The organism is Legionella micdadei, from assembly GCF_000953635.1.
Taxonomy (GTDB): Bacteria; Pseudomonadota; Gammaproteobacteria; order Legionellales; family Legionellaceae; genus Tatlockia; species Tatlockia micdadei.
In genome coordinates, this window is sequence record NZ_LN614830.1 from 2,127,775 (window position 1) to 2,152,745 (window position 24,971).

A 24,971-nucleotide genomic window follows, 5' to 3' on the forward strand; every position below is an offset into this window, starting at 1 on the left:
GGCTAATTAAACCTCACCCTGGGATCCACTAAGGTATAGGAAATATCGGTTAAGATCAGACCCAAGATATAAAGAACCGAGCCTAAAAATACCATTGATCGGACGATAGCAAAATCCTGTTGCCCAATAGCATCGATGATGTAATTACCTAAACCTGGAACGCCAAAAAAAGACTCCAAGACTAAACTTCCCATAAATAAAGAAGGGATTAACACCACTACTCCAGTCAAAATTGGCAACATGGCATTTTTTAAAACATGATGAAACAATATTTTAACTTCAGATAATCCCTTAGCACGCGCCGTTTTGACATAATCTTTGTTTAACTCCTCTAGGAATAAAGTACGGTACCAACGCGAACCAGCGCCTAGCCCGGCCAAAACCGCTACCAAAACTGGCAAAACCACAAATTTAACCGCCTCAATCCCTCCATCATAACCAGAGATAGGGACTAGGCGTAAAATTTTCCCGAAAAGATACTGCCCGCCAATAATATAAAAAAGGCTAGAAATAGACATTAAGACGATACAAAAAACAACCCCAGTTAGATCAAGATATGAAGTGCGGAAAAATGCCATCAACATTGCAAATACAATATCAGCTAACATACCGAAAATAAGGATAGGAACGGCAATCGCTAAACTGGGCCACATGCGATGCGAGATATCATAACCAATATCTCTCCCCCCATCGGAAATACCAAAATCAAAAACAAATAAACGTAATGACTTTTGAAAAAAAAGAGTCTGGGTAAACTTTTGCACACCTGATTTTTCACCATTATAGAAAAGCGGTAAATCGTAACCACGCTGGGCTTTCCATTGCATAATGGCAGCAGGTTTGACATATTTCTGTCCTAATTGCATTCGAGCCATGTCATCAGGTGAATTAATCATAAAAAATAAAGCAAAGGTGATTACATTAATCCCAAATAAAATGGGGAGTGCGTAAAGAATACGCCGCAATAAATAATAAATCATTGTTTCTCTCTCAATGCACACTGCTTCTCTTTTCTATGATAAGCGACAAGCAAAGGCAGTAAAGAGAGCAGGAAAAATAAAAACAACATACCTATGGGCCACAATACAGGCTGATTCCAAAGTCGTCGTAATTCGTTGCGCTTAGCGACATCAATTGCAATGTATTTTAAGGCACTAGTGCTGATCGTATTGGGTTTTGTAGGAGAAACCCATTGCTGCGTCAGAATTAGCGTTTGCGAATTAATTCCCCAAATCCATGGCGCATCATGCCTAAGAATCTCGACCATTTGATCAATAAGTTGCTGGCGTGTGGGATCATTATTGCGATTTTTCATTTGATCAAATAAGCGATCAAAGCGGGGATTCTTATAGTTTGCGGCGTTTTCCCCACCGTACTTTACTTTGCCATTTGTACTGTAAAACAGAAATAAGAAATTTTCAGGATCAGGATAATCAGCATTCCATCCCCAACTGAAAATTTGCGCATTACCGGTACGCATCTTATCTTGAAAGCGATTATATTGGGTCGCACGAAGATTGAGATCAATCCCGATACGGGCAAATTGCTTCCTCATCCAATCCAATTGTGCTTTTTCATCGGGGTTACCTGTGATGGGGACATCATAGTTTAGAATCAATGGATTGCCTGTTTTGGGATCGCGTCCTCCTGGATAACCTGCTTCTCGCATCAGTTTCTTCGCATCCTTAATTGATTTTCTTCTAGCTTTTCTGCCGTCCCAATAATAAACAAAAGGATTTATACCTGCCGCCCCTTCCCTATAACCAAAAATTCCTGGAGGAATCGGGCCTTGAGCCGATTTTCCTCGTCCATTTAAAAATATGGCAATATTTTCATCAAAATTAACAGCGATTGAAATCGCCAAACGCAATTTTCTGGCTCGCTCCGTATTGCCGCCAACGACTGGGTCCAGCATATTAAACCCTAAGTAGAAAAGAGTTGGATCCGTTGTTTGGGTTAGTGTCATTTTTTTATCAATCATCGCTTGGCTTAAGCGAGGTACTCCTGAACGGCTAATCTGAATCGCTTGATCGAAACTATCAGCACTAATGCCCGATAAATCGTAGTATCCCTGTAAAAATTTATTCCACCGCGGAATGGATTCTTTCTCAAGGGTATAGATAGCCCGATCGATAAGCGGCAATTTCTCCCCTGCATGCAATAAGTAGCCTTTTCTTTGATCTTCGAGAGAACCTTTGTTAGGAAAATAGTCTTTGTGAAAATTGGGGTTTTTATCCAAAACCATCCGTCGATTTGGGTTATTCTCACTGAGCATGAATGGTCCCGTTCCTATAGGGTACCACTCAAAAGTGAGATTCTTTTCATGCATTCCTGCTTGTGAATAAAACCGATCTGCTTCCCAAGGAATAGGGGCAAAAAAAGGCATAGCGAGCCAGAACATAAATTGCGGATATTGCCCTTTCAGCGTGATTTCAAATGTATAATTATCCAATTTCTGCAAACCAGCCATCGGGTATTTTCTTAAGTCAATAAATCCGCTTGATTGGGAAGGTAAGATACTTGCGTATTCGCGAAACCCAACAATATGCTCACTCATTAAACCATAGATTGCCGAGTTCACTGCTGGATTCGCCAAGCGTTTAATTTCGTATAGGTAATCATCGGCAGTTAATTCGCGTGTGCCCGTGTAGTGAAAATCAGATAATTTATTTATATCGTGTTCGTCTAAATAATTCGTGGGCAAATTTAAATAACGATAATTACCCTTTTTATCTTTTGCTAAAGCCGGATGAGGTTGAAAAAAGATACCTGGTTTGATGTGGATGGTGTAGATGGTATAAGCTACATCAGCATTTGTAGCATTAAAAAGGGTATGATTAAACTTATCGGTGTAACGAACTTCTGGCATTTCAGTAGCAATAAGTGGCACGACTTTGTATGGCCGAGAGAGATAATCATAATGCAGAAGCGGTTCATAAATCTGCATCGTGAACTGGTATTCATTGCTTGAATACGAGCGGGCTGGATCTAAAGTTTTAGGCTGTTCATTAAAAGAAGAGTAGTAGATCTTTTGATTTGCCTCACTTTCGGGATACGGATTATTAAGCACCCAATTACCCGCATGAACTGGCAAAAAGCTCCATAGTGATAAAATCGATACAATCCATTGTTTCATAGAGGTCATAGAAGCCTAAGAAATTCTTCTTCATTCAATACGTTAACACCTAATTCTTGCGCCTTGTCCAATTTAGACCCTGCCTCACTTCCAGCCACGACATAATCCGTTTTAACAGAAACACTGCCAGTGACTTTTGCCCCAACTGCAAGCAGACGTGCTTTCGCTTCTTCGCGCCCCATACTAGCTAAAGTACCAGTAAGTACCATCACTTTAGAATAAAAAGGGTGATGCTCGTTAAGTTGTACACGTTTTTCATAAGGCCAGTGGATACCTTGTGCTAAAAGCTTGTCAATGACTTCAACGTTATGTTTCTGTGCAAAAAAGTGAACGACATGGTATGCGCCAATTGGGCCAATATCTCTTATTTCCATGAATCGCTCAGCGGAAACTTTTTTTAATGCGTCAACATCACCAAACTCAAGTGCTAATGCGCGAGCACTGACTTCACCAACTTCACGAATCCCTAAAGCGTAGAGGAAGCGGGCAAACGTTGTTTTCTTTGATTTTTCGATTGCGTTGAGAAGATTTTCAGCCGATTTTTTTCCCATACGCGGTAGATTAGCTAAGGTAGTTAGATCAAGCTTATAAAGATCAGAGATATCGCGGACGATCCCTTGATCGACTAATTGCTCAATGATCACTTCACCTAAGCCGTCAATAGACATGGCTCTCCGAGACGCAAAATGCCATAGCGAACGTTTAAGTTGGGCACTACAAAACAAACCACCTGTGCAACGGGCAACAGCCTCCCCTTCTTCTCTTATGACATCAGCTCCACAAACGGGACAATGAGTGGGGAGATGGATTGCTTCAGTATGAGCAGGGCGCTTCTCCATGACCACAGAAACAACTTCGGGAATAACATCTCCTGCACGGCGCACAATCACAGTATCACCAATGCGAATATCCTTTCGGATTATTTCATCCATATTGTGAAGCGTTGCATTACTCACGGTTACTCCAGCAACACTGACAGGTTTCAAACGTGCAACAGGTGTTAACGCGCCTGTCCGCCCTACTTGGAAATCAACAGCACATAACTCAGTCATTTCTTCACTAGCAGGAAATTTATGAGCACAAGCGAAACGTGGAGCACGGGCAACATAGCCTAAACGCTGTTGTAGTGCAATGTTATCCAATTTGTAAACAACGCCATCTATTTCATAAGGTAGTAGCGATCGTCGTCTTAGCATTTCTTGATAATAAGCCAGGCAACCAGCAAAACCTTGAGCACGCCTGATTTCGGAAGAGACGCGAAACCCCAATTGCCGCAAAAACTCTAATTGTCCCATGTGGCTGTCAGGGACTTCAAAACCTTCGCACGCACCAATACCGTAGCAATAAATGGCTAAAGGCCTAGAAGCAGTAATGGCTGGATTAAGCTGGCGAACACTGCCTGCTGCGGCATTACGGGGATTAGCAAATGTTTTTTCTCCCTTGGTCCGTGCATTGTCATTATAAGCCTCAAACCCAGCTTTAGGCATATAGACCTCACCTCTGATTTCAATAAAAGCGGGGGGGTTATTGGTCATTAATTTTAAAGGGACTGCAGGAATCGTTTTAACATTGCTTGTGATATTCTCACCGACCGCACCATCACCACGCGTTGCTGCGTAGGCTAACCGGCCATTTTCATAACTCAAATTAACCGCTAATCCATCTAATTTTGGTTCACAAACAAATTGCAAAGACTCTTCATCAACATCCAGGCGATCAGCCACTCGCTTGAAAAAAGCATGCAACTCGTCCTCGGAAAAAACGTTTCCGAGAGAAAGCATAGGTTGCTTATGTTCGACAGGTTCAAATGCACTGGACGGGGCTATCCCCACTCGCTGAGTAGGGGAATCAGGCGAAATGTATTGGGGATTTTGCTGCTCAAGTGTTTGTAATTCTTTAAAATAGCGATCGTACTCGCTGTCAGGAACTAATGGCTCGTCACGAACGTAATAGTGGTAATCATATAGCCTTATACGCTCTCGTAAGCTTTCGATTTTTTTAGCTAAATCATCCTCTGTCATCTATTTTTTTACCTTGTAAATCCGAAACTTGCATGAACTTCATTCTACCTGCAACCCGGGAGTTAGCATAGCATTTGCCGCAATCCTATTTTCTAAGAACTGCAGTGTTGCATCTATTCAAATACAGAAGATGATTGCTATGTTACCCATACCCAATCCCAACTTGCCGGATAATTTCTCTTGTGTTATAGATCTCGTCTTATTTTTAGCCAGGAAATAAAAAATGGATTTATTGCGCTTTGCGATCTGCTTATTCTTATTTTTCTGCGCGTCTCTCGCTTATTCCGTCGAGAAACCTTTTGAAAATCTTGGAGTGGCTTTCATTCATGGTACCCACGATTACAGTAAAGGAGCGGAAGGAGTCTATTGGAAACAAAAGTTCCTTAATTCAGTCATCCAAGGGCTCCCCAATCCAAACAACTACTATGTTGTACACTGTGATTTCAGCCGTTATATGTGGCATGAAGACGCAGGCGGATGTGTTGTTAATCAACTGACCGAATTTATCAATAATAAACAAATTACTAAATTAATCGTGTACACCCATTCCAATGGAGGGAATGTGATTCGCTGGATTTTGTCAAATCCCACCTATGACACACGTTACCTTAATCTAGTCAAACATATTGCTCAGGTCATTGCCTTAGCTCCTTCCAGTGGTGGTACTGAACTGGCAGATGAAGTCATTGATGGGAACGGCTTTGAAGAAACGTTGGCTTGGCTGCTTGGTTATCAAAATGATGCCGTTAAACAGCAACGAGTTGGTGATATGGCCCTCTATAATGAGGAAATCCTGTTAGGTACATTGGGGCGCCCAACGCTCCCTGTTCCCTTCCGAGTGGTGATTGGCTCTGACGTAGATGCTTCACCTTTTACCAAGGCAGCGTATTGTAACGGTTTTCTCCTGAACACGGGCCTAAAAATTACCCAATCCTATTTAAGGAATTGTTCTGATGGATTTTTAGATTGTGCTTCGCAAATTCTTGCTGGCGACCTCTGGTTTTATGATTGGCAAAAAACAATCCGCCAAACCCCATTAAGTCATAATCAAAGCCGCCATAACTGCTTTGGTTTAGACCAAATCCTACGCAATGACCTCTTGGCTCAAGGAGTCACACCATGAAATCACTACCTTTAATTCTATTTGCACTTTTATGGTTTGGAAATTCACACGCTTTCCCTTTACCACAACAGCGATCAATCATGCCATACGAATGCCTAAGCTGTGATAATTTACCACATGACACTTTGAGCATGAGCTGGCCTATCAAGGGTAACCTTTTGCCTCATGTTACTAAACACCAACAAACAAGCCGCAAATACACAGTAAAAGCGAGTTTAAAGCAGCTACGCTCTGGTGTTCCGATTTATACCCAAGCCCCAGGGGCAATTATCCGCATTAGCCCTGTCAATCAAACGTTGGTAAAACCCGAATTTTGGATTAAAAATGTTCACGGGATAAACGCAAGCTTGATGGAAGTATCTTCTTTGTTTTCAAAAGATGAAGCCTTAAATAATACTCCCTTTGCAGGCAATACCTCCGTGCTCGCCGAGTTAAAACCCGAAATCGGTGCTGGTGAACTAACCATCAGTAGTAATTCAGTCGACAAAAAGAATGACGACAGCCAATTTATCATTCATGTTTTTGATCGAAACTCAACAACTGAATTAAGCATCCAAACCGATAAAGCACGTTATTATCGGGGGGATGAACTCATCGCTACGATAGTCTTAAACGATACTGCCCTGGATTGCCCGATCGATAAACTCACGGTCTCGCTAATTAGCCCTAATGGTGAAATCACCTCACTAGCTGCCACACCACTTGCGCCTAATATTTTTCAAGCAAGGACTGTCCTGGACTCAGAAATAAACAACCAGGGTGCCAATTGGTACGTTGAAGCAGCTATCACTTCGATAGTAAGCGATAGCATCATAAAGCGTCAGGTTCATTCCGCATTTTCTTATACTATCCCTTCTGGAGCCGTAGAAGACATAGCCATAGACAATCCTGGATCTTTAAGTTTTTCTGCTTCAATTAAAGTCGCTACTGGAAGTCGTTATGCGCTCAGTGCAATTCTTTTTGCCAGTGATAACCAAGGTAAAATATACCCCATTCAGACTACCCAATCTTCCTCCTGGCTTTCTGCAGGGCAACATCGTATCCATTTTTCATTTGATTCTAATATCAAAACGGATTATAAAGCGCCCTATTACCTAGGCTATATCCGCTTAACCGATTTTGGGCAAATGAAACCAGTCTTTGAGTACGATGCGCCGATTGAAATAACCAAATTAAGTTAATAAATGATCAATTTACCTCACATTTCTCTCCTTGAGGGCCTTGCTATAATCATTGGCCTCCAGACCTTGCTTATATTTTTTATTACCAGCCGCTTAAAGCGCCAGCAGATTTTGGTTGAATCACAGTTCGAAAAAACACAGCAATCATTGAATACACAGCTTCCACAATTGAATCTCGAGTTGCAACAGGCCTTCCAAGCTAGTCAACACCATGTTCATGAGAGAATTACTCAAGGCCACCTAGCAAATCAGCGCTTAATCAGTGAGATTATCCAAGGGCAAATGGCAGATGTTCGCGAACAGATGAGTCATAGCTTTAAACAGCATGCAAGCTCTCTGACATCACATCTGCAATCATTAACTGAAGAAATTCGAAATCATTTACACAATCTCACCCAACAAGTGAATCATAAGTTAACCGAAGGGTTTGAAAAAACATCATCTACTTTCACCGATGTGGTTAGAAGGCTTACCATCATTGATGAGGCACAGAAAAAAATTACCGAACTTTCAACGCATGTGGTAAGTTTACAAGATGTTCTTGTTGATAAAAGGGCACGTGGCGCTTTCGGCGAAGTGCAATTATCGACACTTATCGCCAATATGATTCCCAGTTCCCATTATCGGATGCAATATACGCTCAGTAATCAAAAAAGGGCTGATTGTATTCTTTTTTTGCCAGACCCTACTGGCCATGTTGTGATCGATGCCAAATTTCCCCTTGAAACCTATCAGAAACTCATGAACATTGATGCCAGTCTCACAGAACGTAAAACATTACAACAGCAGTTCCGCCAAGACTTACAAAAACATATCAAAGATATTGCGGAAAAATACATTATTCCTAACGAAACCGCAGATGGGGCAGTCATGTTCATTCCTGCAGAGGCTATTTTTGCTGAAATACATGCCAATTACCCAGACATAATTGCACTATCCCAACGGCTTAAAGTTTGGCTTGTTTCGCCCAGCACCTTGATGGCTGTTTTAACTACAGCAAGAGCGGTATTAAAAGACGATGCAACTCGTAAACAAGTGCATATTATTCAAAAACACTTACATGCCCTTGCCGATGATTTTCAACGCTTTGAAAAGCGCATGGATAAGCTGTCAAAACACATCGACCTCGCTCATCAAGATGTCAGTGAGGTAAATACATCGGCGAAAAAGATAACCCAACGGTTTCATAAAATTGAGTCGGTTGAGCTGGAGATGTCAGATCTTGCTGTTCCAGAAATTGAATGAGTTTTAACTAGATAACTTCTTTTTAATTTATAACCTATGGTATGCTAGTCGTACACTTAATGCGGGAATAAATCATGCGAATTTTGCCCTACTCGCTGATAACTGCAACTACTTTATTTGTTGCTTCATTCAGTCATTCAAAAGTCCCTCCCGAATGCGATCCGATTTTTATCCCTTATTGCGACAAACAATTGTGTTGCCATGCAATGGGAGGGATTAGCTATTGCGACTCAGTAGCCGGCCGCTATGTATGCAACAATGGATACTATTCTACTTGTTATTGCACCAGACATGCCGTAATGAATCTACAAAAGCTTCAAGGATGCTGCTTGTGGCAGGGCGGTGTAATGACTGTTTCCGAACTAGGTAATGTGGTTTGCAACAATGGCAGTATTTCAGAGGTCTGCAGTTTACAAAATCCAACTGAACAAGTTTCGAGTTGGTAGGTTATGTCGCCGATTGAGGTAAGATCCAAATGTTGGAGACAGACGAACCAATGTACGAAAACCATTGTTAAACTCTCTATAATTGACTAAGCTAATTTATATCCCAGACTGGACAACTGCGACAGCAGAGACCATAATTGCGCATTTAATGCGACCCACACGACATGACTAGTCCACTCATTGAAATTAGGCAAGTTAATAAATCCTACGGCACCGCTTTGATTCTCAACAATGTTTCTTTGTCTGTGCATAACGGTGAGTTTTTGACTCTTTTAGGTCCTTCTGGTTGTGGAAAAACGACCTTATTGCGGTTAATCTCAGGATTTGAACAACCTACATCTGGAGAAATCTACATCAATGGGCAATGTGTCAATTCCCTACCTCCACAAAAACGGGATGTGCATACCGTATTTCAAAGCTATGCCCTTTTTCCACATTTATCCGTTTATGAAAATGTTGCTTTCGCTTTACGATGTAAGGGCGTCGAAGAGAAAATCATTGATGAGCGGGTGCAAGAAACTCTGCGTTTAGTGCAGCTCGAATCATTCGCGCAACGTGATATTAAAAAATTAAGTGGTGGACAACAACAACGTGTTGCTATCGCTCGCGCGGTGATTAATCGTCCACAAGTTTTGCTTTTAGACGAACCATTAAGTTCGCTTGATTACCGCTTACGTAAAGACATGCAGTACGAACTTAAGCAATTGCAAAAAGCCTTGAATATGACATTTATTTTTGTTACTCATGATCAGGAAGAAGCGTTATCCATGTCCGATCGGATCGTGATTTTTAACCATGGCCATATAGAACAAATCGGAACACCTCGAGAAGTTTACGAAACACCAAGTAACCTCTATGTAGCAAAATTCATTGGTGAAACCAATATTTTTGATATCTTGGTTAATGAAATATCTGGACAAAATTTAATCACCGAAATCGAATCAGTAAAATTTCATTGCAAAAATACAGGTAATTTCCAACCTGGTGATACCGTGCATTTAATTGTTCGTCCTGAGGATATTCGTGTATGGAATTTATCTGAAACCGATGATACCAGTGAAATGTTGCCCGGCAAAATTGTTGATATTGTCTATAAAGGTTCAACGGTTGATTTAAAAGTGGAATTGCCTTCTGGAAAAATTATAAATGCCTCCGAATTTTTTGATGAAGACGATGATAAGCTAGAATATACGCTTCATGAATCAGTGTGGGTACAATGGCTACCTGGTTGGGAAGTACTGTTACCTTATGAACAATAAGCCTTATTTTCTTAAGTGCTCAGAATCTGACCGCTCGAGTAAAGATTACTATGGAGGATCAAAAATTATTTATTTACTAAAGCGAGTGTCTAATGAAAGTTAGATCACTGTCAGTTTATCTTACCTATATCTGGCTAGTCATTTTTAGCTTTATACCGCTTTGCCTGGTATTGATATCAAGCTTCCTATCCAGAAACAGCGCTCATTTGGTTGATTTACCTTTTACGCTAGGTAATTACTCAGCTTTGCTTACTCCCATATTTATTAAAATTTTTCTACGCTCTCTATTTATGGCTTTATTTGCCACGGCTTGTTGCCTTTTGCTTGCTTATCCTTTTAGCTTTTTACTAATTAAATCAAAGTATAAATCCATCATGTTGCTACTTATTATTATTCCTTTTTGGACAAGCTCATTGATACGCACTTATTCTTTGATAGCTTTACTTAAATCAAAAGGCATCATCAATGCTGTCCTTTTAAAATTACATTTAATTGATGCACCCATTTCCCTACTTTATTCCAACTTTGCAGTCATTACCGGCTTGATTTATAACCTCTTCCCCTTCATGGTTTTGCCTATATTTACCAACATGGAGCGATTTGATTTCAGACTCATTGAAGCTGCAAAAGATTTAGGAGCTGGAAAACTGAATATCTTTTTCCGCGTATTCCTACCTAACACCGCCAATGGCATTATAGCTGGTTGTTTAATGGTGTTGCTGCCCGCAATGACTTTATTTTATATTCCAAATGTCTTAGGTGGAGCCCGCTCCATTTTACTCGGAAACTTAATTCAAGATCAGTTTCTAGTATTAGAAAATTGGCCGCAAGGTTCTGCAACTTCAGTGTTACTTACTGTACTTTTATTAGTGGTATTATTTTTCTGTCGTCGTCAAAGCAAGGAGGTCTTGCAATGAAAGCTTTGGCGCAAAAAACATTCATAAATTTGGTTTATTTCTTTCTTTATTTTCCAATTTTGGTGCTCGTTATTTATTCGATAAATGATGCAAAGTTTTCCTTGCAATGGCATGGTTTTTCAATGCAATGGTATGCTGAGTTATTTCATGACCGCGGCCTATGGTCGGCTTTTTTTCACTCAGTCATTTTAGGATTTAGCGCCTCAATCGTTGCAACAACGTTTGGATTACTTACTTGTGTCCATTTTTTTCTTTTTCGTAACCAATCTCAACGCTGGTTAAACGGAATTTTGTTGTTACTGATAATTATTCCGGATTTAGTCCTCGGCGTTGCTCTCTTAATTTTTTTTAATGTCACCTCCATTCCCTTGGGTTTTTTCAGTTTATTGATTGCCCATATTACTTTTTGCATACCTTTTGTCATTCTAACCATTAATAGCCGGATCCACACACTCGATCCAAACATTTATTTCAGTGCATTGGACTTGGGGGCTAGCCGGTTTACTGCTTTAATTAAAATCTTGTTACCTTTACTATGGCCAGCCGTATTGAGTGCATTTTTACTTTGTTTTACCCTTTCTTTTGATGATGTCATCATTAGTTACTTTGTAGCAGGCCCTGATTTCAACATCTTACCATTGACAATTTATTCTTTGGTCAGGACAGGCGTAACTCCGGAACTAAATGCGCTCTGTACTATCACCCTTGCTTTATCGATGGTATTGGTGATTTTTTCCCATCGCTTATCGAGTAAATCACCATGACACGTTTTATCTTAGTTCTTTTTTTTGCTTTAGTATCGACCACGCTTTTTGCTAATCGAGTTGTCAATGTTTACATTTGGGGCGGGGAAATCCCTAAAAAACTTTTGCAAGACTTCGAGAACGAAACAGGCATCACAGTCCATTTATCCACTTATGATAGTAACGAAACGATGTATGCCAAACTAAAAGCAAGCGGCAAAAGTATTTATGATGTTATTCTACCCTCCGCTTATTTTGTTGAGCGCATGCGCAATCAAGGTATGCTGACACCTCTTGATCATAAACTGTTGCCGAACCTAGCCAATATCGATAGCCGTTTCAGCAATAACGACTATGATCCTGGAAATCAGTACAGTGCTCCTTTAATTTGGGGAGCCACAGGGATCTTTTATAACAAAAGCCAGGTAAAAGATGCTCCAAAAACCTGGCAAGATTTATGGCAGACACGCTGGCGTAATCAGCTTATGCTATTAGACGACTCACGCGAAGCATTTTCAATTGCCTTAATGAGTTTAGGCTATAACCCAAACGATAAAGATCCCGAACACATCGAGCAAGCCTATGCTCGCCTCTTGGAGTTAGTGCCTAACATTAAATTGTTTGCAAGCGACAGTATCCAAGCAATTATGATTGATGAAGATGCTATCGCCGGGGTTGCCTGGAATGGTGATGCTTTCAAAGCCCAAGCCGAAAACCCAAAAATTAACTTTAGTTATCCGGATGAGGGGTTTGTTATTTGGGTTGATTGCCTCGCTATTCCTACTGATCCGCCCCATCCTAAAGAAGCCTATGAATTCATTAATTTTATGTTTAAACCGGAATCAAGCGTAAAAATTGCCCTATTAGAGGGCGCAGCTATAACTAACGCCAAAGGACGAGCCCTTTTACCTAAAGCCATTAATGACAATCCAATTGTGTATCCTTCAGAAGAAACATTAAAACACGCTTATCTCCAACGCGATCTTGGTGAGGAAACACTAGAACTATACAACAAATACTGGCAGCAATTTAAATTGGCTTTTTAGGTGCTTCTCAGCTGATTATCAAATGTAATAACTTAGCTGATCAGGTTTGATTTGGCACAAACAGGAAGATTTAAGCAGGTTGCAAGAAAACATGGCATAAAGCATGTGAATTAGTCTTTTCTACATTCTCTCGCTAGATGTGCCAAATATGGCCGTTTTCTGAGGGGGGCTTATCTACTATTATCAAATTGGTTAAAGCGATCTGCCTGCCTCAGGCGAAGTTAAGGGACTAACCGATGGCTCGTTGATTAATTTTCAAATTGCTTCATGCCCAAATGGATCTCGCTCATAAATGCGTATTGCCATGATAACCATCACAGCATTATAGATAAGGCTAATTCCTATAAAACAAATGACCGCCCCAAGCAAATTTAGCCAAGGAATCAAAATTAGGCTAGCTATTACTTGAATCAATATTAATAAAACAGTTAATTTTGCCCCAATTTTACTCCCTTCTTTCGAATATTGGATCATTTTGGATAACGGCATAGAAATGGCATAAGTAATAATGTTGATCAGACAATAATACGTATAAGGTAACGCTTTGATGAAATTCGACTTATAAAAATTTAAAATATAAGGCGAACAAACTGCGATTATCGCCGCAATAATAAGCGAAATCCCAAAAGCCATTAACAAATACTTACACATCGTTTTTTTTAAAATTTCTCGATTTTGAGCGAACGCAGAAGAGATATCAGGGGCAATCAAGACCCCAATCGGGCTAATTGCAATATATGCGAGAGAAATGATTGAAACAACCGCTGAAAATAATCCAACCGATCCTTCCTCTGGTCCCAACCACTCAATTACCAGTAACGGGATGGTAGCAAAAACGTATTTATTCAGGTTTTGTATGGTGTAGCCATACATTTTTTCTTTCCATTCAATTCGGATTAAACGAGGAGTGCGCTTCTGATAGAACCGCTGCAAAATCGCTTTTCGTTCAATAGCAATGGATAACAGGACAATAAGAACATAACTGACAATAAACCCGGTAAGCATTACATGGGGAAAGTAATGCCTATTTTTGCCAAACACAACTGGATAAAGATAAAAATAAATGAATAAGGTGAGGATAAAATAGAAAATTGTCTGCAATAAATTCAGGATGATTGCCGTACGCATATGATTTGTTGCGCGGAAAAACTCATAAAATATGGCAAATAAAGAAATAACTACAGCTCCCCAAAGAAATAAAAAAAAGGGATGGCTAATTTCAAAAAGGTCAACATCTTGAATCAGGTAAGCTATTGCAATAATGGCAAAACATAAAAATAGGCCTCCAATAAGTAAAGTAATATAAATCGGCTTAAGAAAAACACTGACCGAGCGGGTCAGCCGAGCGATTTCTTTATATCGTCTGCGAATATAAAATTTAGGAATGTAGTAGGCGATAATTGAATCGATGCCAAAGGTCAGGACAGTGGCCAAAAGTAATAAGGCGTTAGTGGCCACAGTAAAATCACCAAATAACTCCTCGCCCACATGGCGTGCTACTAACATGTTGATAATAAACAACATGAACTGATCTGCGATGATGATAAATAAATTCAAATAAAAATCCATGAAATCATACCGCCTATTTAAGTGATTTGTTAGTTATCCCGCTTTTAAAAAGCGGGGCGCCTACTCCTAACTGTAGCAAATTTTGATCATTGATTAGATAATTAATTTTAGATTACATTGAAGCACGGGATGCGTTAGTTTGCCCGCAGTGTTGATAAGAGTAATAATGCGTTTCGTGTAGGGTCAATTTGAATATAAAAAGATTTTTTTATTTACTTAAGGACAGCACTGTTCTCTAGGAATAAGTTCCAGTGGCGTTTCTTGTTGGCGTACACAAGAGCGATAAAAAAATGCTCCTGCAGCGGCCAATCCACATCCGACACTAGCGACGAGTAACGCAGCAGAAAGAGTTTGGGAACCAATCACAAGCACAGTGATAAGAGCGATGAGCCCCAATGCTAAACCACCCGCAGAAGCAGTGAGAGCAAGCGCATCCAACAAAAATGAATAATTGTTGCGGCTAATTTTTTTATTAAATCCAATTGATTCCTGAATACATTCATCAGCGATGGCTTGTATTTTCCTTTCGTAGGCTTGTTTGCCTTTTTGTCGTGTGGGTAAAGGAACGCCCTTCATTAGAACTTTCGCTTTACGATAATAAGGATTATCGCCCCCTTGAAACTCGTTGATAAGAACGAGCATTTCGTTGGGTAATGATGGCGATAGTTGGGTTGGACTCCCGTGGTAATTATTAAAGAAGCGGTATAGTGGGTTAGCTTCTGGTCTTCCTAAAACTCTCCTAAGTTGTTGATTCCATATTTTAGTAACTTGCTCTTCTGTATAAGCTACCACTTTGTTGCGCAGTTCTTTCGGCAATGATGCAACAATGATTGCTCTTCTATTCTCATCCAAGCTATTAATGAATACAATTTCTGTTCTGTTACAGAAAACAAACGCATCAGAGCCAATTGAAGTAACGCTTTCAGGAATGCTGATTTGCCGTAGACTCAGGCAGCCCCAAAATGCCCTACAACCTACCTTTCTGACCCCCTCAGGAAGATAGACTTGTTGCAGGTTTGTGCAGCACCTAAATGCGCCATTACCAATTGTCGTGATCCCTTCAGGAAGATTGATTTGTTCCAGCTTTGTGCAAACCCAAAATGCACAAGCTCCAATAGAAGTAACGCTTGTAGGAATGTTAATTTGGCGCAGACTTTTGCAGCGTAAAAAAACGCTGTCGCCTATTGAAGTAATCCCTTCAGGAAGATTGATTTGTTTCAAACCTTTGCAATCCCTAAATGCCTCACTTCCAATTGAAGTAACACTTGCAGGAATAACAATTTGCCCTAGGCTTTTACAGCGCAAAAATGCTTTAATGCCAATGGAGGTAACGCCTTCAACAAGGTTAACTTGTTGAAGATTAGTGCAATCTTCAAAAGCTGAGGGGCCAATCGAAACGACATTATTAGGAATTCGAATAGATTTAAGGTTCAAACAACCCCAAAACGCTTTAGGACCAATCGAAGTAATACTGGCAGGAATATGAAAAGAGCCTTCGTCAGTGAGGTCATCATCATTCACTCTGAGTAGAGTAAGGCCATCTTCGCTTAATAACACTGTTAATCTCCAATATTAGCAGGTTAATTGAATTCATCTGACCCTAATTGTTCTTATTAAATTTTAAGTATGAATCAGACTTCGTTTTAATGAGGTAAAATGGGATTCTATTCGGTTTCAACTCCTAAGTTCGTCGATTAAGCTATAATTAGAAAGCGGATTATGCATCATTATGATGCATCAAGGAATAAGGAGATTTATATGAAGATTAAATCAACTGTAGCAGGGATAATAGTCGCTGCAACGATGAGTGCAGTGGGTGCAAGCCAGGCATATGCTTCAATATGCACAACTTGTGCACATTGTTCGACATGTCCAACATGGAATGTACCAGATGAATTTTCAGGAACAGGATGGCACACAGTTCCTTGCAATACTGTACTGCAACCCGCCGCAACTTGGCAGCAATACACTAGCGGGCGTTATGCGCCACCAGTAACAGGAAAGAGCGTATTCCTGGGACTGTAAGTTTTGTATAGGAGATCATAAGGTATAGGGAGGATTTGTGGAGCAAATGCCAAAAGTGCCTTGCTGAAATTTGAGTTATCAATATTTGAGCGACTTTTGTTAAAAATGAGTTCTTATTGATAATTCCCCCAATGATTCTTTTGGCTTTGTTCCATGGATCCAGTTCCCTTTAATCTGTATTATTTTATAACCCGATTGTTTGGTAATATAACAACACCTATCACGAAAAGGAAAATTTGACATATCTTGTGAGAAACATGACCGAAACCACTCACATAGGTATCTGTAATGAGTTTTTGTTGTTTTTTACCGCAATATACAGTGCCAAAACCAATATGCCCTTAGAAAAGCATAAGGCTCATGAATTACCTTTTGTTTTTAAGATTTCCAATTGCTCAGCTAAGCAAAGCGCCATGAATAAAATAAAGAAATAACCAGAACCAGAATAAAGCAAGAGAGAATCAGTTAAATTCCCTAAAAGGATGCATCCCAGCATAGCAAAAGCAATGGGTCGCATTTTATCTAAACGCCAACTTGCTTTAGCTAAATTTAAAAAGAATGCGAATAAAACAACGACTCCCAATAACCCAAATTCTGTCGCCACAAAAAAATACTGGTTATGCGGTTCCAATAACCTATTTGTCCAAGACGGGACTGGTCTTTCAGTTCTAAAATAATAGGTGAAACTACCTGTTCCATTGCCTACTAGGGGATGCTTATTAAAAAGCTGGTAAGCAAAGTGGTAAAACTGCAAGCGATAACCTACAGGCGTATCTTTATCATTTTGATACTGTTTTACTTCGATAACCGCTAAGCTTAAGCGATTTTTCATGTATTGGCTTTCATGATAAACAAGGAAAAACCCTGTACAAATAATGAGAAACCCAGCAATTGCAAGCCGCCAAGAGCAAATTTGCAAAATTAACAGGGACATCAGCACAAAATAGGCAATATAGCCCATTCGTCCCCCATTGATAAAAAGCACATGGTAACTGAATAAGAGAAACAACAAACTATAAGCCACTCGCTTAATACTTCGCTGCCGATAAGCCAATAAAGCCGATAAAAAAGCAGCAAAATCCAGCATATAACCGACCATGATATGATTGCGGAAAATATTATCAGGATTAATATTGAAGGTAGGCAGAAAACCTCTAAACCTTAATACCGCAATACTTGAGGTGAGTAACATGGCTAATAAAAACGCGTGCAAACCCAAGTTCCTTGTTCTCTCATCGCGAAAACCTGCGACGAGAACGGGTAGATAAAGGAATTTGCTGTATTTTTCCAAGATAAGCATTTTTTCTGAGAGACTAGCAGGGCTCCATAAGCAAGCAATAAGTGCAAGGCAGAATAAAACAATAGCCGCTTTACACCAATCTTTTGCTAATAAACCGAGGACTTCAGCACGGTAGGTGGGAACCAACAAAAGGGCTATAACCGACAAACTTAAACATATACTTTTTGCCGAAGAACTTAAAGGGAGCACAAAAAGGGTTACCGCTAAAAGCAAAGGTGCAAACTTCTGCGCGGAAAATTTTGTTGATAAACCGATGAGTGCGTCCATTTATATCCTACAAATGAGTTTTAGGGAGTTTGTTCAATTGTGAATCGTGGTATAACTGCTTAATCCCACGATAAAAAGTGCCTTGAGCATTAAAAACAGCGAATAAAAAACCTGGTTTTCCATCAAGAAAACCACGCTGTAAGATATAACAACGGAAAAACATCCAGCACGTGCCAACAAGCGTCTTTGCAAAACTGGTTTTTTTCTTCTTTTCGATTTTAATCTTAGCACTGTAGGACGAATAGCGATTGATTTTATAAAGCGCATGACTTACATCTTGAAACGAATGATGCATGATTGCTTGTTTTATCCTGCTAATCCTTGCATTAGGTGGTAAAATTACTTTTTCATGAACGATATCCGAACTGTATCGAGCCCCCTCTCGTTTAAAAAGACGAACATGCCTCTTAGGGCTGGAGGAGAACTTTAAAGGGAAGCCATAAAAATTCATGCGTATCGGGATACGGTAAGCGTCAGCACGATCACTGGTAATTGTTTTTTGAATTACGGCTTTTAATTCGGCATTCACACTCTCATCTGCGTCCAAATTTAGTACCCATTCCTTTGTGGCGAGAGCTAATGCACGCTGTTTCTGAATACCGTAACCTTGCCAATCGGTTGAATAAACCTTATCAGTGTATTCTTTTGCAATCGCGATAGTATTATCACTGCTTCCAGAATCCAGGACTATGATTTCTTCAGCCCATCGGACAGACTCAAGACAGCGCCTGATATTCGCCTCTTCATTTTTAGCAATGATGATAACACTAAGCATGTTTTAACCGGACTACCATAAAAGGCTTATTCTAACCAGATACCCGCATAAATGAAACTAGGATTATTGATAATTCACCCCATCCACAAGCTCTCGCTACAAAGAAGGGCGATTTAGAATTAGCCTATCATGATTAAGGATAGCAAGTCTCTTGAGCGATACACTTAAGACACTTGCTGTGCGGAAATGACCAATCTTCAGGAGAAGTAATGCTTAGCAAACACCTTCCCGATGATCATGGCTATCAAAATGCAGTTTGCCGTCTTTTACTTTTAATGTGACATGGCCGCCATTTGATAATTTGCCGAAGAGTAACTCGTCAGCCAAAGGCTTCTTCACATTGTCTTGGATTAATCTCGCCATTGGACGCGCTCCCATTGTTTTATCATATCCATGTTCGATTAACCAATCGCGAGCGGCTTTATCCACTTTAAAAGTGACCCCTTTGTTACTAAGCTGTTCATCAAGCTCCATGATGAATTTGTCAACCACAAGCCCAATAGTCGTGCTATCGAGTGGTGCAAAGTTGATGATTGCATCCAGTCTATTCCTAAATTCAGGACTGAATTGGCGTTTAATTGCTTCCAAACTGTCATTGCTGTTATCTTGTACAGCGAATCCTATCGAGTTTCTCGAAATTTCTGTCGCCCCTGCATTACTCGTCATGACCACTATGACGTGGCGAAAATCAGCTTGTCGTCCGTTGGTATCAGTCAGTGTCCCATGATCCATAATCTGTAACAGCAGATTGTAAACATCCGGATGGGCTTTTTCTATTTCGTCCAGCAGCAATACAGCATGTGGATTTTTAGTAACTGCCTCGGTAAGCAATCCACCTTGATCATAACCGACATAGCCAGGAGGTGCACCGATGAGACGGGAAACTGTATGTTTTTCCATGTATTCGGACATATCGAAACGCAACAATTCGATACCTAACACATTCGCTAATTGCTTGGTTACCTCAGTCTTACCAACACCTGTAGGGCCTGCAAAAAGGAAACAGCCTACTGGTTTTTGAGGATCGCGCAATCCTGAGCGAGCCAATTTAATCGCGGAAGCCAGAGCGGTAATTGCATCGTCTTGGCCATATACAAGTAATTTTAAATCCCTCTCAAGATTACGTAAGGTATCTTTGTCACGCGCAGAGACTTTTTTAACCGGAATTCGTGCAATCTTCGCAACAACGCTTTCTATCTCAGTGACGCTGATAATTTTCTTACGTTTGTTTGCTGTCAATAGATTTTGATAAGCACCAGCTTCGTCCACTACATCAATTGCCTTATCAGGTAAGAAACGATCATTGATGTATTTGGCTGACAATTCTGCTGCAGCCTTTAGCGCAGGAATAGAGAATTTAACACCATGATGCTCTTCGAGCCGGCCTTTTAATCCTTTGAGAATTTCAAAAGTCTCATCAACGGTTGGCTCTTTGATATCAATTTTTTGGAACCGTCGGGCAAGTGCCCTGTCCTTTTCAAAGATACCTCGATATTCCTGATAAGTCGTCGAACCAATGCATTTTAATTCACCATTCGCGAGTAATGGTTTGATCAGGTTGGAAGCATCCATCACCCCACCTGAAGCAGCGCCGGCTCCAATGATGGTATGAATTTCATCAATAAATAAAACAGCGCCTTCTTGTTGGCCTAATTGCTTTAATACCGCTTTTAGGCGTTTTTCAAAATCCCCCCGGTATTTGGTACCTGCCAACAAAGCGCCAAGATCAAGCGAGTAAACCACACAACCTCTGATCGCATCTGGAACTTCACCATCAACTATACGCCTTGCCAATCCTTCAGCAATTGCGGTTTTTCCAACCCCAGCTTCACCAACCAACAAGGGGTTATTTTTGCGGCGGCGACATAGAACTTGAATCGTGCGTTGAATTTCCTCATGACGCCCGATGAGCGGATCAATTTTACCCAGTCTGGCTCGTTTATTAAGATTCATACAATAGCTTTCAAGTGGCGATTCACTGCCCTCACTGCCCATTGCATCTTCATCCATGGGTGAGCTCATACTATCACTCATTTCGTTGTTATGATATTTAGAAACACCGTGGGAAATGTAATTGATAACATCTAAGCGAGTAATGTTTTCACGGCGCAGAAAATATACAGCCTGGCTTTCTTGTTCACTAAAAATGGCAGCCAAAACGTTGGCACCCGTTACTTCTGTCTTTCCTGCTGATTGAACGTGAAAGACAGCCCTTTGGAGTACACGTTGAAAACCTAGAGTTGGTTGAGTCTCACGATCGAGTTCATCTTCAGGAATTCTTGGAGTCGTTTCGTCAATAAACTCAGTTAAGTCGCGACGAAGTGCGTCAATATTAGCATCACAAGCCTGGAGCACGTTCCCAGCTGACGGATTATCTAGCAAAGACAATAGCAAATGTTCAACAGTCATGAATTCATGACGCTTCTCTTTCGCTTCCTTAAAGGCTAGATTTAAGGTGAATTCAAGTTCTTTGTTTAACATTTTGTCGCTCCTCTCCAGCCACAACACCAAACTATTCGGGTTCCATAGTACATAGCAGTGGGTGTTCATTACTTCTAGCGAAATCATTAACTAAGGCTACTTTTGTTTCTGCGATATCCCTAGTAAACACGCCACAAATACCCTTACCTAAAAAGTGAACCTGTAACATCACCTGCGTTGCCAATTCCTCATTAAAATGGAAGAACCGCTTTAGTACATCTACCACGAACTCCATAGGGGTGTAATCATCATTGAGCAAAATTACCCTATATTTTTTAGGTTGCTTAAGCTCAGGCACAGCCTTTGACTCTGCCGTTTTGTGCTCAATTATTTCCTCTAATGACCATCCACTCATAACTTACACCCTTTACTAATTTTATAGACTTCCAAGAGCATTTTGGCCAGTAAAAAAATGATTTAATTATTGAAATAATTAAACCTTGCGATAATCAGCTACACTTTGATTAGATCGCACCCATATTCGTTTTTGCAGGGTGAATAAAGACCCACGCCATTTGTTTGTAAAACAAAAATAAATACAGCCCTGTGCTTTAACGACAGCAAAGCACAAAAGCGCCCCCAAGAGGCTCAAAATCGGGCAGCCTCTATCAGGGAACAGCTTGAGATGATTTAGGACAACCACTCTTAAACAAGACCATATTGGCCATACAGTGGTGTCGCGCTACAAATTTATGGAAAAAGAGATTCCTCTTCAAAGAATCTGTAGCGTGCTTCAGGATAATTAGTCGATACTCGCTCACATGTGTTTAATTATCGCTTTGCCAAATTCGGAGGAACTTAAGCAGGTAGCTCCTTCCATCAAACGCTCAAAATCATAAGTTACGGTTTTTGCCTTAATCGCGCCTTCCATACCTTTAACAATATAATCTGCCGCTTCAGACCATCCTAAATAACGGAGCATCATTTCAGCAGATAAAATGATAGAACCAGGATTAACCTTATTCTGACCAGCGTATTTTGGAGCGGTCCCGTGAGTTGCCTCAAAAACTGCCACTTTATCACCAATATTAGCACCTGGAGCAATACCTATCCCACCAACCTGTGCTGCTAGTGCATCAGAAATATAATCGCCATTTAAATTAAGTGTTGCAATAACACTATACTCTTCCGGTCTTAGCAAAATCTGCTGCAGAAAAGCATCAGCTATAACATCTTTGACAATAATGGTCTTTCCATTCTTAGGATTCTTAATTTGCATCCAAGGACCACCTTCATAATCCGTAGCACCAAAAACTTCTTTAGCGACTTGATAACCCCATTCCTTGAATGCCCCCTCAGTAAATTTCATGATGTTCCCTTTATGCACAAAGGTCACTGAATCAAGTTGGTTATCAATAGCATATTGAATGGCTGCTTTAACTAAACGGCTTGTACCTTGTTTAGAGACTGGTTTGATTCCTATGCCGCAATTCTCAGGAAAGCGGATTTTTTTAACCCCCATTTCTTTTTGTAGAAAATGGATGACTTTCCTTGCTTCTTCTGAATTAGCCTGCCACTCTATACCTGCATAAATGTCTTCTGAATTTTCCCGGAAAATTACCATATTCGTTTTCCATGGCTCTCTAACAGGGCTTGGTACACCTTCGAAATAACGAATCGGCCGTATACAATTATAAAGATCCAATTCCTGTCTAATTGCGACGTTCAACGAGCGAATACCGCCTCCCACTGGGGTAGTTAACGGTCCTTTGATTGCGACGATGTATTTTCTAATTGCCTCAAGGGTTTCTGCTGGCAGCCATTGATTAGCACCGTAAACTTTTGTTGCTTTTTCCCCTGCGTAGATTTCCATCCAGGCAATTTTCTTTTTTTCTCCATAGGCTTTTTTGACTGCTGCATCAACTACTTCTCGCATCGGAGGAGTAACATCCACACCGATACCATCTCCCTCAATAAAAGGAATGATCGGAAAATTTGGTACCTGTAATGATTGATCAGCTTTAAGGGTAATGGCTTGGCCATTAGTAGGTACAAGAATTTTTTCGAATGTCATCGACAACTCCGGCTAATTAAAGACAATTATAATAGCATGCTAAGTAAAGCTCAGTAAGTATCTATGACTTTATTCACCGGGGTCTCCACCAGATTTAAATGTTCAATTGAAAAAAACGAGTATAGCAAACAAAAATTTTTTTTATTCAACCACAAAGGCACATCCTGGAATACCCTTTGCCCTAACTTGCGTTCGCATGCATAATCATTTTTTCGTATAACCCACATTACCAATGTGAAAAGGGGTCACCCGTTTTATGAGCTCTATTCTATTATTTAATAAGCCTTATGGGGTAGTAAGCCAGTTTACTGGTGCGCTTGGAGAAGAAACTTTAGCCAATTACATTCAAGTGCCGAATTTCTATGCCGCAGGTCGACTGGACAAAAATAGCGAAGGCTTGCTGCTATTGACTGATGACGGGAAATTACAACACCGCTTAAGCCATCCGCGCTTTGATAAAAAGAAATATTATTGGGTTCAAGTTGAAGGGATTCCAACCAGCGAAGAATTAATGCCGCTAAGAAAAGGATTAATGCTCCAACAAACAAAATTTTTACCTGCTATTGTTAAAATCATTGAAGAGCCGACACTCTGGCCAAGAATACCTCCTGTGCGGTTCCGCAAGACTGTGCCAACCAGCTGGCTTGAGATCATTTTAAAAGAAGGTAAAAACCATCAAATTCGAAGGATGACTGCTGCCATCGGTTTCCCTACCCTACGGCTAGTTCGCCATCGCATTGCCGATTGGTCTTTAGGAGATTTAAAACCTGGGGAGTACCGCTTAATTAATCACCCAACCTAGGCACTCTGCTACCTAAGGCATCATCGGCTATTAACCTCATCCATGGCCATAACAAGACGCTTATGGCTGTACTGCCTAGCGACATGAGAAAACCGTAGTAATACCCAAGCGATGCATCGATCACTACAATGAGCCCTTGATACAGTAAACAAAAAAATCCTATCAATGCCATTTGCTGCCCCATGGCGAACAAGCGGAATCGCCTAGCCTTACTGTTCGCTAACCAGGCCACAAGGGATAATGCGAAAGCATGTTCCCCGAGTACAGTAGAGAGTAGAACATCAAGCACCAAACCAATAATCAGTAAAAACACAATATTAAAGTAATCGGGTAAAAAGAATTGTATGTATAAAATAAGGATTAATATCCATGGCGGCCTGAGCTCCAAGAGAAGTTCTGGCAGAGGCAAAATGGTTAAAGCCAGGGCGATGATGATTGCCGTAACTATGCGCAAATACAAAGGATTCATGACAGCAGCCCACCCCGGACAAGGAAATGTCCAAGTTTTCCCGATCTTACGCACAAAAAGCGCCTCGGAATGTTCATATAAAAAGGTATGCTGCGTTTTCTTGTGTCATTTTGTGTAGACACTGGACTAAATCCGAACACTTTATCGGATTC

Annotated in this window: 21 protein-coding genes; 10 read left to right on the forward strand and 11 right to left on the reverse strand. The window is 40.5% G+C overall.

What is annotated here, in order from left to right:
* Nucleotides 1-2: 2 nt before the first annotated feature.
* The 3 genes from LMI_RS09535 to ligA are packed head-to-tail and all read right to left on the reverse strand — an operon-like array spanning nt 3 to nt 5,157.
* Complete coding sequence (locus LMI_RS09535; RefSeq protein ID WP_045099595.1) at nt 3-980, reverse strand: ABC transporter permease; 978 nt, start codon at nt 978-980, stop codon at nt 3-5.
* Nucleotides 977-3,145, reverse strand: coding sequence for an ABC transporter substrate-binding protein (locus LMI_RS09540; protein ID WP_045099596.1), 2,169 nt, complete (start codon nt 3,143-3,145; stop codon nt 977-979). Before LMI_RS09540 ends, LMI_RS09535 begins: the two co-directional genes overlap by 4 nt.
* A complete protein-coding gene (gene ligA / locus LMI_RS09545) occupies nt 3,142-5,157 on the reverse strand; it encodes an NAD-dependent DNA ligase LigA (protein ID WP_045099597.1) in 2,016 nt (671 codons plus the stop codon). Before ligA ends, LMI_RS09540 begins: the two co-directional genes overlap by 4 nt.
* Nucleotides 5,158-5,380: 223 nt before the next feature.
* Between ligA and LMI_RS09550 the strand changes: the two genes are divergently transcribed.
* The 8 genes from LMI_RS09550 to LMI_RS09585 all read left to right on the forward strand — a co-directional run bounded on the left by LMI_RS09550 (nt 5,381) and on the right by LMI_RS09585 (nt 13,117).
* Nucleotides 5,381-6,280 carry a hypothetical protein gene (locus LMI_RS09550; protein WP_045099598.1) on the forward strand — a complete coding sequence of 300 codons (900 nt, stop codon included), beginning with the start codon at nt 5,381-5,383 and terminating at the stop codon, nt 6,278-6,280.
* On the forward strand, nt 6,277-7,461 hold the full coding sequence (locus LMI_RS09555) for a DUF4785 domain-containing protein (protein WP_045099599.1): 1,185 nt from the start codon (nt 6,277-6,279) through the stop codon (nt 7,459-7,461). Before LMI_RS09550 ends, LMI_RS09555 begins: the two co-directional genes overlap by 4 nt.
* Before the next feature lie 3 nt (nt 7,462-7,464).
* Nucleotides 7,465-8,706 carry a DNA recombination protein RmuC gene (locus LMI_RS09560; RefSeq protein WP_045099600.1) on the forward strand — a complete coding sequence of 414 codons (1,242 nt, stop codon included), beginning with the start codon at nt 7,465-7,467 and terminating at the stop codon, nt 8,704-8,706.
* 74 nt (nt 8,707-8,780) lie between these two features.
* On the forward strand, nt 8,781-9,152 hold the full coding sequence (locus tag LMI_RS09565; RefSeq protein ID WP_052679518.1) for a hypothetical protein: 372 nt from the start codon (nt 8,781-8,783) through the stop codon (nt 9,150-9,152).
* A gap of 164 nt (nt 9,153-9,316) precedes the next feature.
* Nucleotides 9,317-10,411, forward strand: a complete 1,095-nt coding sequence (gene potA / locus LMI_RS09570) for a spermidine/putrescine ABC transporter ATP-binding protein PotA (protein ID WP_045099601.1) — start codon at nt 9,317-9,319, stop codon at nt 10,409-10,411.
* A gap of 92 nt (nt 10,412-10,503) precedes the next feature.
* Nucleotides 10,504-11,328 carry an ABC transporter permease gene (locus tag LMI_RS09575; RefSeq protein ID WP_045099602.1) on the forward strand — a complete coding sequence of 275 codons (825 nt, stop codon included), beginning with the start codon at nt 10,504-10,506 and terminating at the stop codon, nt 11,326-11,328.
* On the forward strand, nt 11,325-12,092 hold the full coding sequence (locus LMI_RS09580; RefSeq protein ID WP_045099603.1) for an ABC transporter permease subunit: 768 nt from the start codon (nt 11,325-11,327) through the stop codon (nt 12,090-12,092). The genes LMI_RS09575 and LMI_RS09580 overlap by 4 nt, the downstream gene beginning before the upstream one ends.
* Complete coding sequence (locus LMI_RS09585) at nt 12,089-13,117, forward strand: ABC transporter substrate-binding protein (protein ID WP_045099604.1); 1,029 nt, start codon at nt 12,089-12,091, stop codon at nt 13,115-13,117. The genes LMI_RS09580 and LMI_RS09585 overlap by 4 nt, the downstream gene beginning before the upstream one ends.
* A gap of 255 nt (nt 13,118-13,372) precedes the next feature.
* Here LMI_RS09585 and LMI_RS09590 read toward each other — a convergent pair whose 3' ends face one another.
* Complete coding sequence (locus LMI_RS09590) at nt 13,373-14,686, reverse strand: oligosaccharide flippase family protein (protein WP_045099605.1); 1,314 nt, start codon at nt 14,684-14,686, stop codon at nt 13,373-13,375.
* 216 nt (nt 14,687-14,902) lie between these two features.
* Entirely contained in the window at nt 14,903-16,243 is a 1,341-nt protein-coding gene (locus LMI_RS14920; RefSeq protein WP_052679519.1) for a leucine-rich repeat domain-containing protein, read from the reverse strand.
* A gap of 201 nt (nt 16,244-16,444) precedes the next feature.
* Here LMI_RS14920 and LMI_RS09600 point away from each other — a divergent pair, with 201 nt between their 5' ends.
* On the forward strand, nt 16,445-16,711 hold the full coding sequence (locus LMI_RS09600) for a hypothetical protein (protein WP_045099606.1): 267 nt from the start codon (nt 16,445-16,447) through the stop codon (nt 16,709-16,711).
* Nucleotides 16,712-17,069: 358 nt separating this feature from the next.
* On the opposite strand, the gene LMI_RS09605 is transcribed toward LMI_RS09600, so the two are convergent.
* The 5 genes from LMI_RS09605 to icd all read right to left on the reverse strand — a co-directional run bounded on the left by LMI_RS09605 (nt 17,070) and on the right by icd (nt 23,548).
* On the reverse strand, nt 17,070-18,278 hold the full coding sequence (locus LMI_RS09605; RefSeq protein WP_045099607.1) for an O-antigen ligase family protein: 1,209 nt from the start codon (nt 18,276-18,278) through the stop codon (nt 17,070-17,072).
* A 7-nt stretch (nt 18,279-18,285) separates the two neighbouring features.
* A complete protein-coding gene (locus LMI_RS09610; protein ID WP_045099608.1) occupies nt 18,286-19,053 on the reverse strand; it encodes a glycosyltransferase family 2 protein in 768 nt (255 codons plus the stop codon).
* 213 nt (nt 19,054-19,266) lie between these two features.
* Complete coding sequence (gene clpA / locus LMI_RS09615; protein WP_045099609.1) at nt 19,267-21,534, reverse strand: ATP-dependent Clp protease ATP-binding subunit ClpA; 2,268 nt, start codon at nt 21,532-21,534, stop codon at nt 19,267-19,269.
* 31 nt (nt 21,535-21,565) lie between these two features.
* Nucleotides 21,566-21,889: an ATP-dependent Clp protease adapter ClpS gene (gene clpS, locus LMI_RS09620; protein ID WP_045099610.1), complete on the reverse strand. Its 324-nt coding sequence runs from the start codon at nt 21,887-21,889 to the stop codon at nt 21,566-21,568.
* Nucleotides 21,890-22,291: 402 nt separating this feature from the next.
* Nucleotides 22,292-23,548, reverse strand: a complete 1,257-nt coding sequence (gene icd, locus LMI_RS09625; RefSeq protein ID WP_045099611.1) for an NADP-dependent isocitrate dehydrogenase — start codon at nt 23,546-23,548, stop codon at nt 22,292-22,294.
* 256 nt (nt 23,549-23,804) lie between these two features.
* Between icd and LMI_RS09630 the strand changes: the two genes are divergently transcribed.
* Entirely contained in the window at nt 23,805-24,350 is a 546-nt protein-coding gene (locus tag LMI_RS09630; protein ID WP_045099612.1) for a pseudouridine synthase, read from the forward strand.
* Here the strand turns inward: LMI_RS09630 and mreD are convergent.
* Entirely contained in the window at nt 24,334-24,873 is a 540-nt protein-coding gene (gene mreD / locus LMI_RS09635; RefSeq protein ID WP_349267095.1) for a rod shape-determining protein MreD, read from the reverse strand. The genes LMI_RS09630 and mreD overlap by 17 nt on opposite strands.
* Between the last annotated feature and the right edge of the window lie 98 nt (nt 24,874-24,971).

What these genes read in the sequence shown, in the direction of transcription:
- LMI_RS09560 (WP_045099600.1), top strand. Translation starts at nt 7,465, where the DNA reads ATGATCAATTTACCTCACATTTCTCTCCTTGAGGGCCTTGCTATAATC.
- LMI_RS09540 (WP_045099596.1), bottom strand. Translation starts at nt 3,145, where the DNA reads ATGACCTCTATGAAACAATGGATTGTATCGATTTTATCACTATGGAGC.
- LMI_RS09600 (WP_045099606.1), top strand. Translation starts at nt 16,445, where the DNA reads ATGAAGATTAAATCAACTGTAGCAGGGATAATAGTCGCTGCAACGATG.
- clpA (WP_045099609.1), bottom strand. Translation starts at nt 21,534, where the DNA reads ATGTTAAACAAAGAACTTGAATTCACCTTAAATCTAGCCTTTAAGGAA.
- LMI_RS09575 (WP_045099602.1), top strand. Translation starts at nt 10,504, where the DNA reads ATGAAAGTTAGATCACTGTCAGTTTATCTTACCTATATCTGGCTAGTC.
- LMI_RS09610 (WP_045099608.1), bottom strand. Translation starts at nt 19,053, where the DNA reads ATGCTTAGTGTTATCATCATTGCTAAAAATGAAGAGGCGAATATCAGG.
- ligA (WP_045099597.1), bottom strand. Translation starts at nt 5,157, where the DNA reads ATGACAGAGGATGATTTAGCTAAAAAAATCGAAAGCTTACGAGAGCGT.
- LMI_RS09585 (WP_045099604.1), top strand. Translation starts at nt 12,089, where the DNA reads ATGACACGTTTTATCTTAGTTCTTTTTTTTGCTTTAGTATCGACCACG.
- LMI_RS09535 (WP_045099595.1), bottom strand. Translation starts at nt 980, where the DNA reads ATGATTTATTATTTATTGCGGCGTATTCTTTACGCACTCCCCATTTTA.
- LMI_RS09605 (WP_045099607.1), bottom strand. Translation starts at nt 18,278, where the DNA reads ATGGACGCACTCATCGGTTTATCAACAAAATTTTCCGCGCAGAAGTTT.
- clpS (WP_045099610.1), bottom strand. Translation starts at nt 21,889, where the DNA reads ATGAGTGGATGGTCATTAGAGGAAATAATTGAGCACAAAACGGCAGAG.
- LMI_RS09590 (WP_045099605.1), bottom strand. Translation starts at nt 14,686, where the DNA reads ATGGATTTTTATTTGAATTTATTTATCATCATCGCAGATCAGTTCATG.
- icd (WP_045099611.1), bottom strand. Translation starts at nt 23,548, where the DNA reads ATGACATTCGAAAAAATTCTTGTACCTACTAATGGCCAAGCCATTACC.
- LMI_RS09580 (WP_045099603.1), top strand. Translation starts at nt 11,325, where the DNA reads ATGAAAGCTTTGGCGCAAAAAACATTCATAAATTTGGTTTATTTCTTT.
- potA (WP_045099601.1), top strand. Translation starts at nt 9,317, where the DNA reads ATGACTAGTCCACTCATTGAAATTAGGCAAGTTAATAAATCCTACGGC.
- LMI_RS09565 (WP_052679518.1), top strand. Translation starts at nt 8,781, where the DNA reads ATGCGAATTTTGCCCTACTCGCTGATAACTGCAACTACTTTATTTGTT.
- LMI_RS09555 (WP_045099599.1), top strand. Translation starts at nt 6,277, where the DNA reads ATGAAATCACTACCTTTAATTCTATTTGCACTTTTATGGTTTGGAAAT.
- LMI_RS09550 (WP_045099598.1), top strand. Translation starts at nt 5,381, where the DNA reads ATGGATTTATTGCGCTTTGCGATCTGCTTATTCTTATTTTTCTGCGCG.
- LMI_RS09630 (WP_045099612.1), top strand. Translation starts at nt 23,805, where the DNA reads ATGAGCTCTATTCTATTATTTAATAAGCCTTATGGGGTAGTAAGCCAG.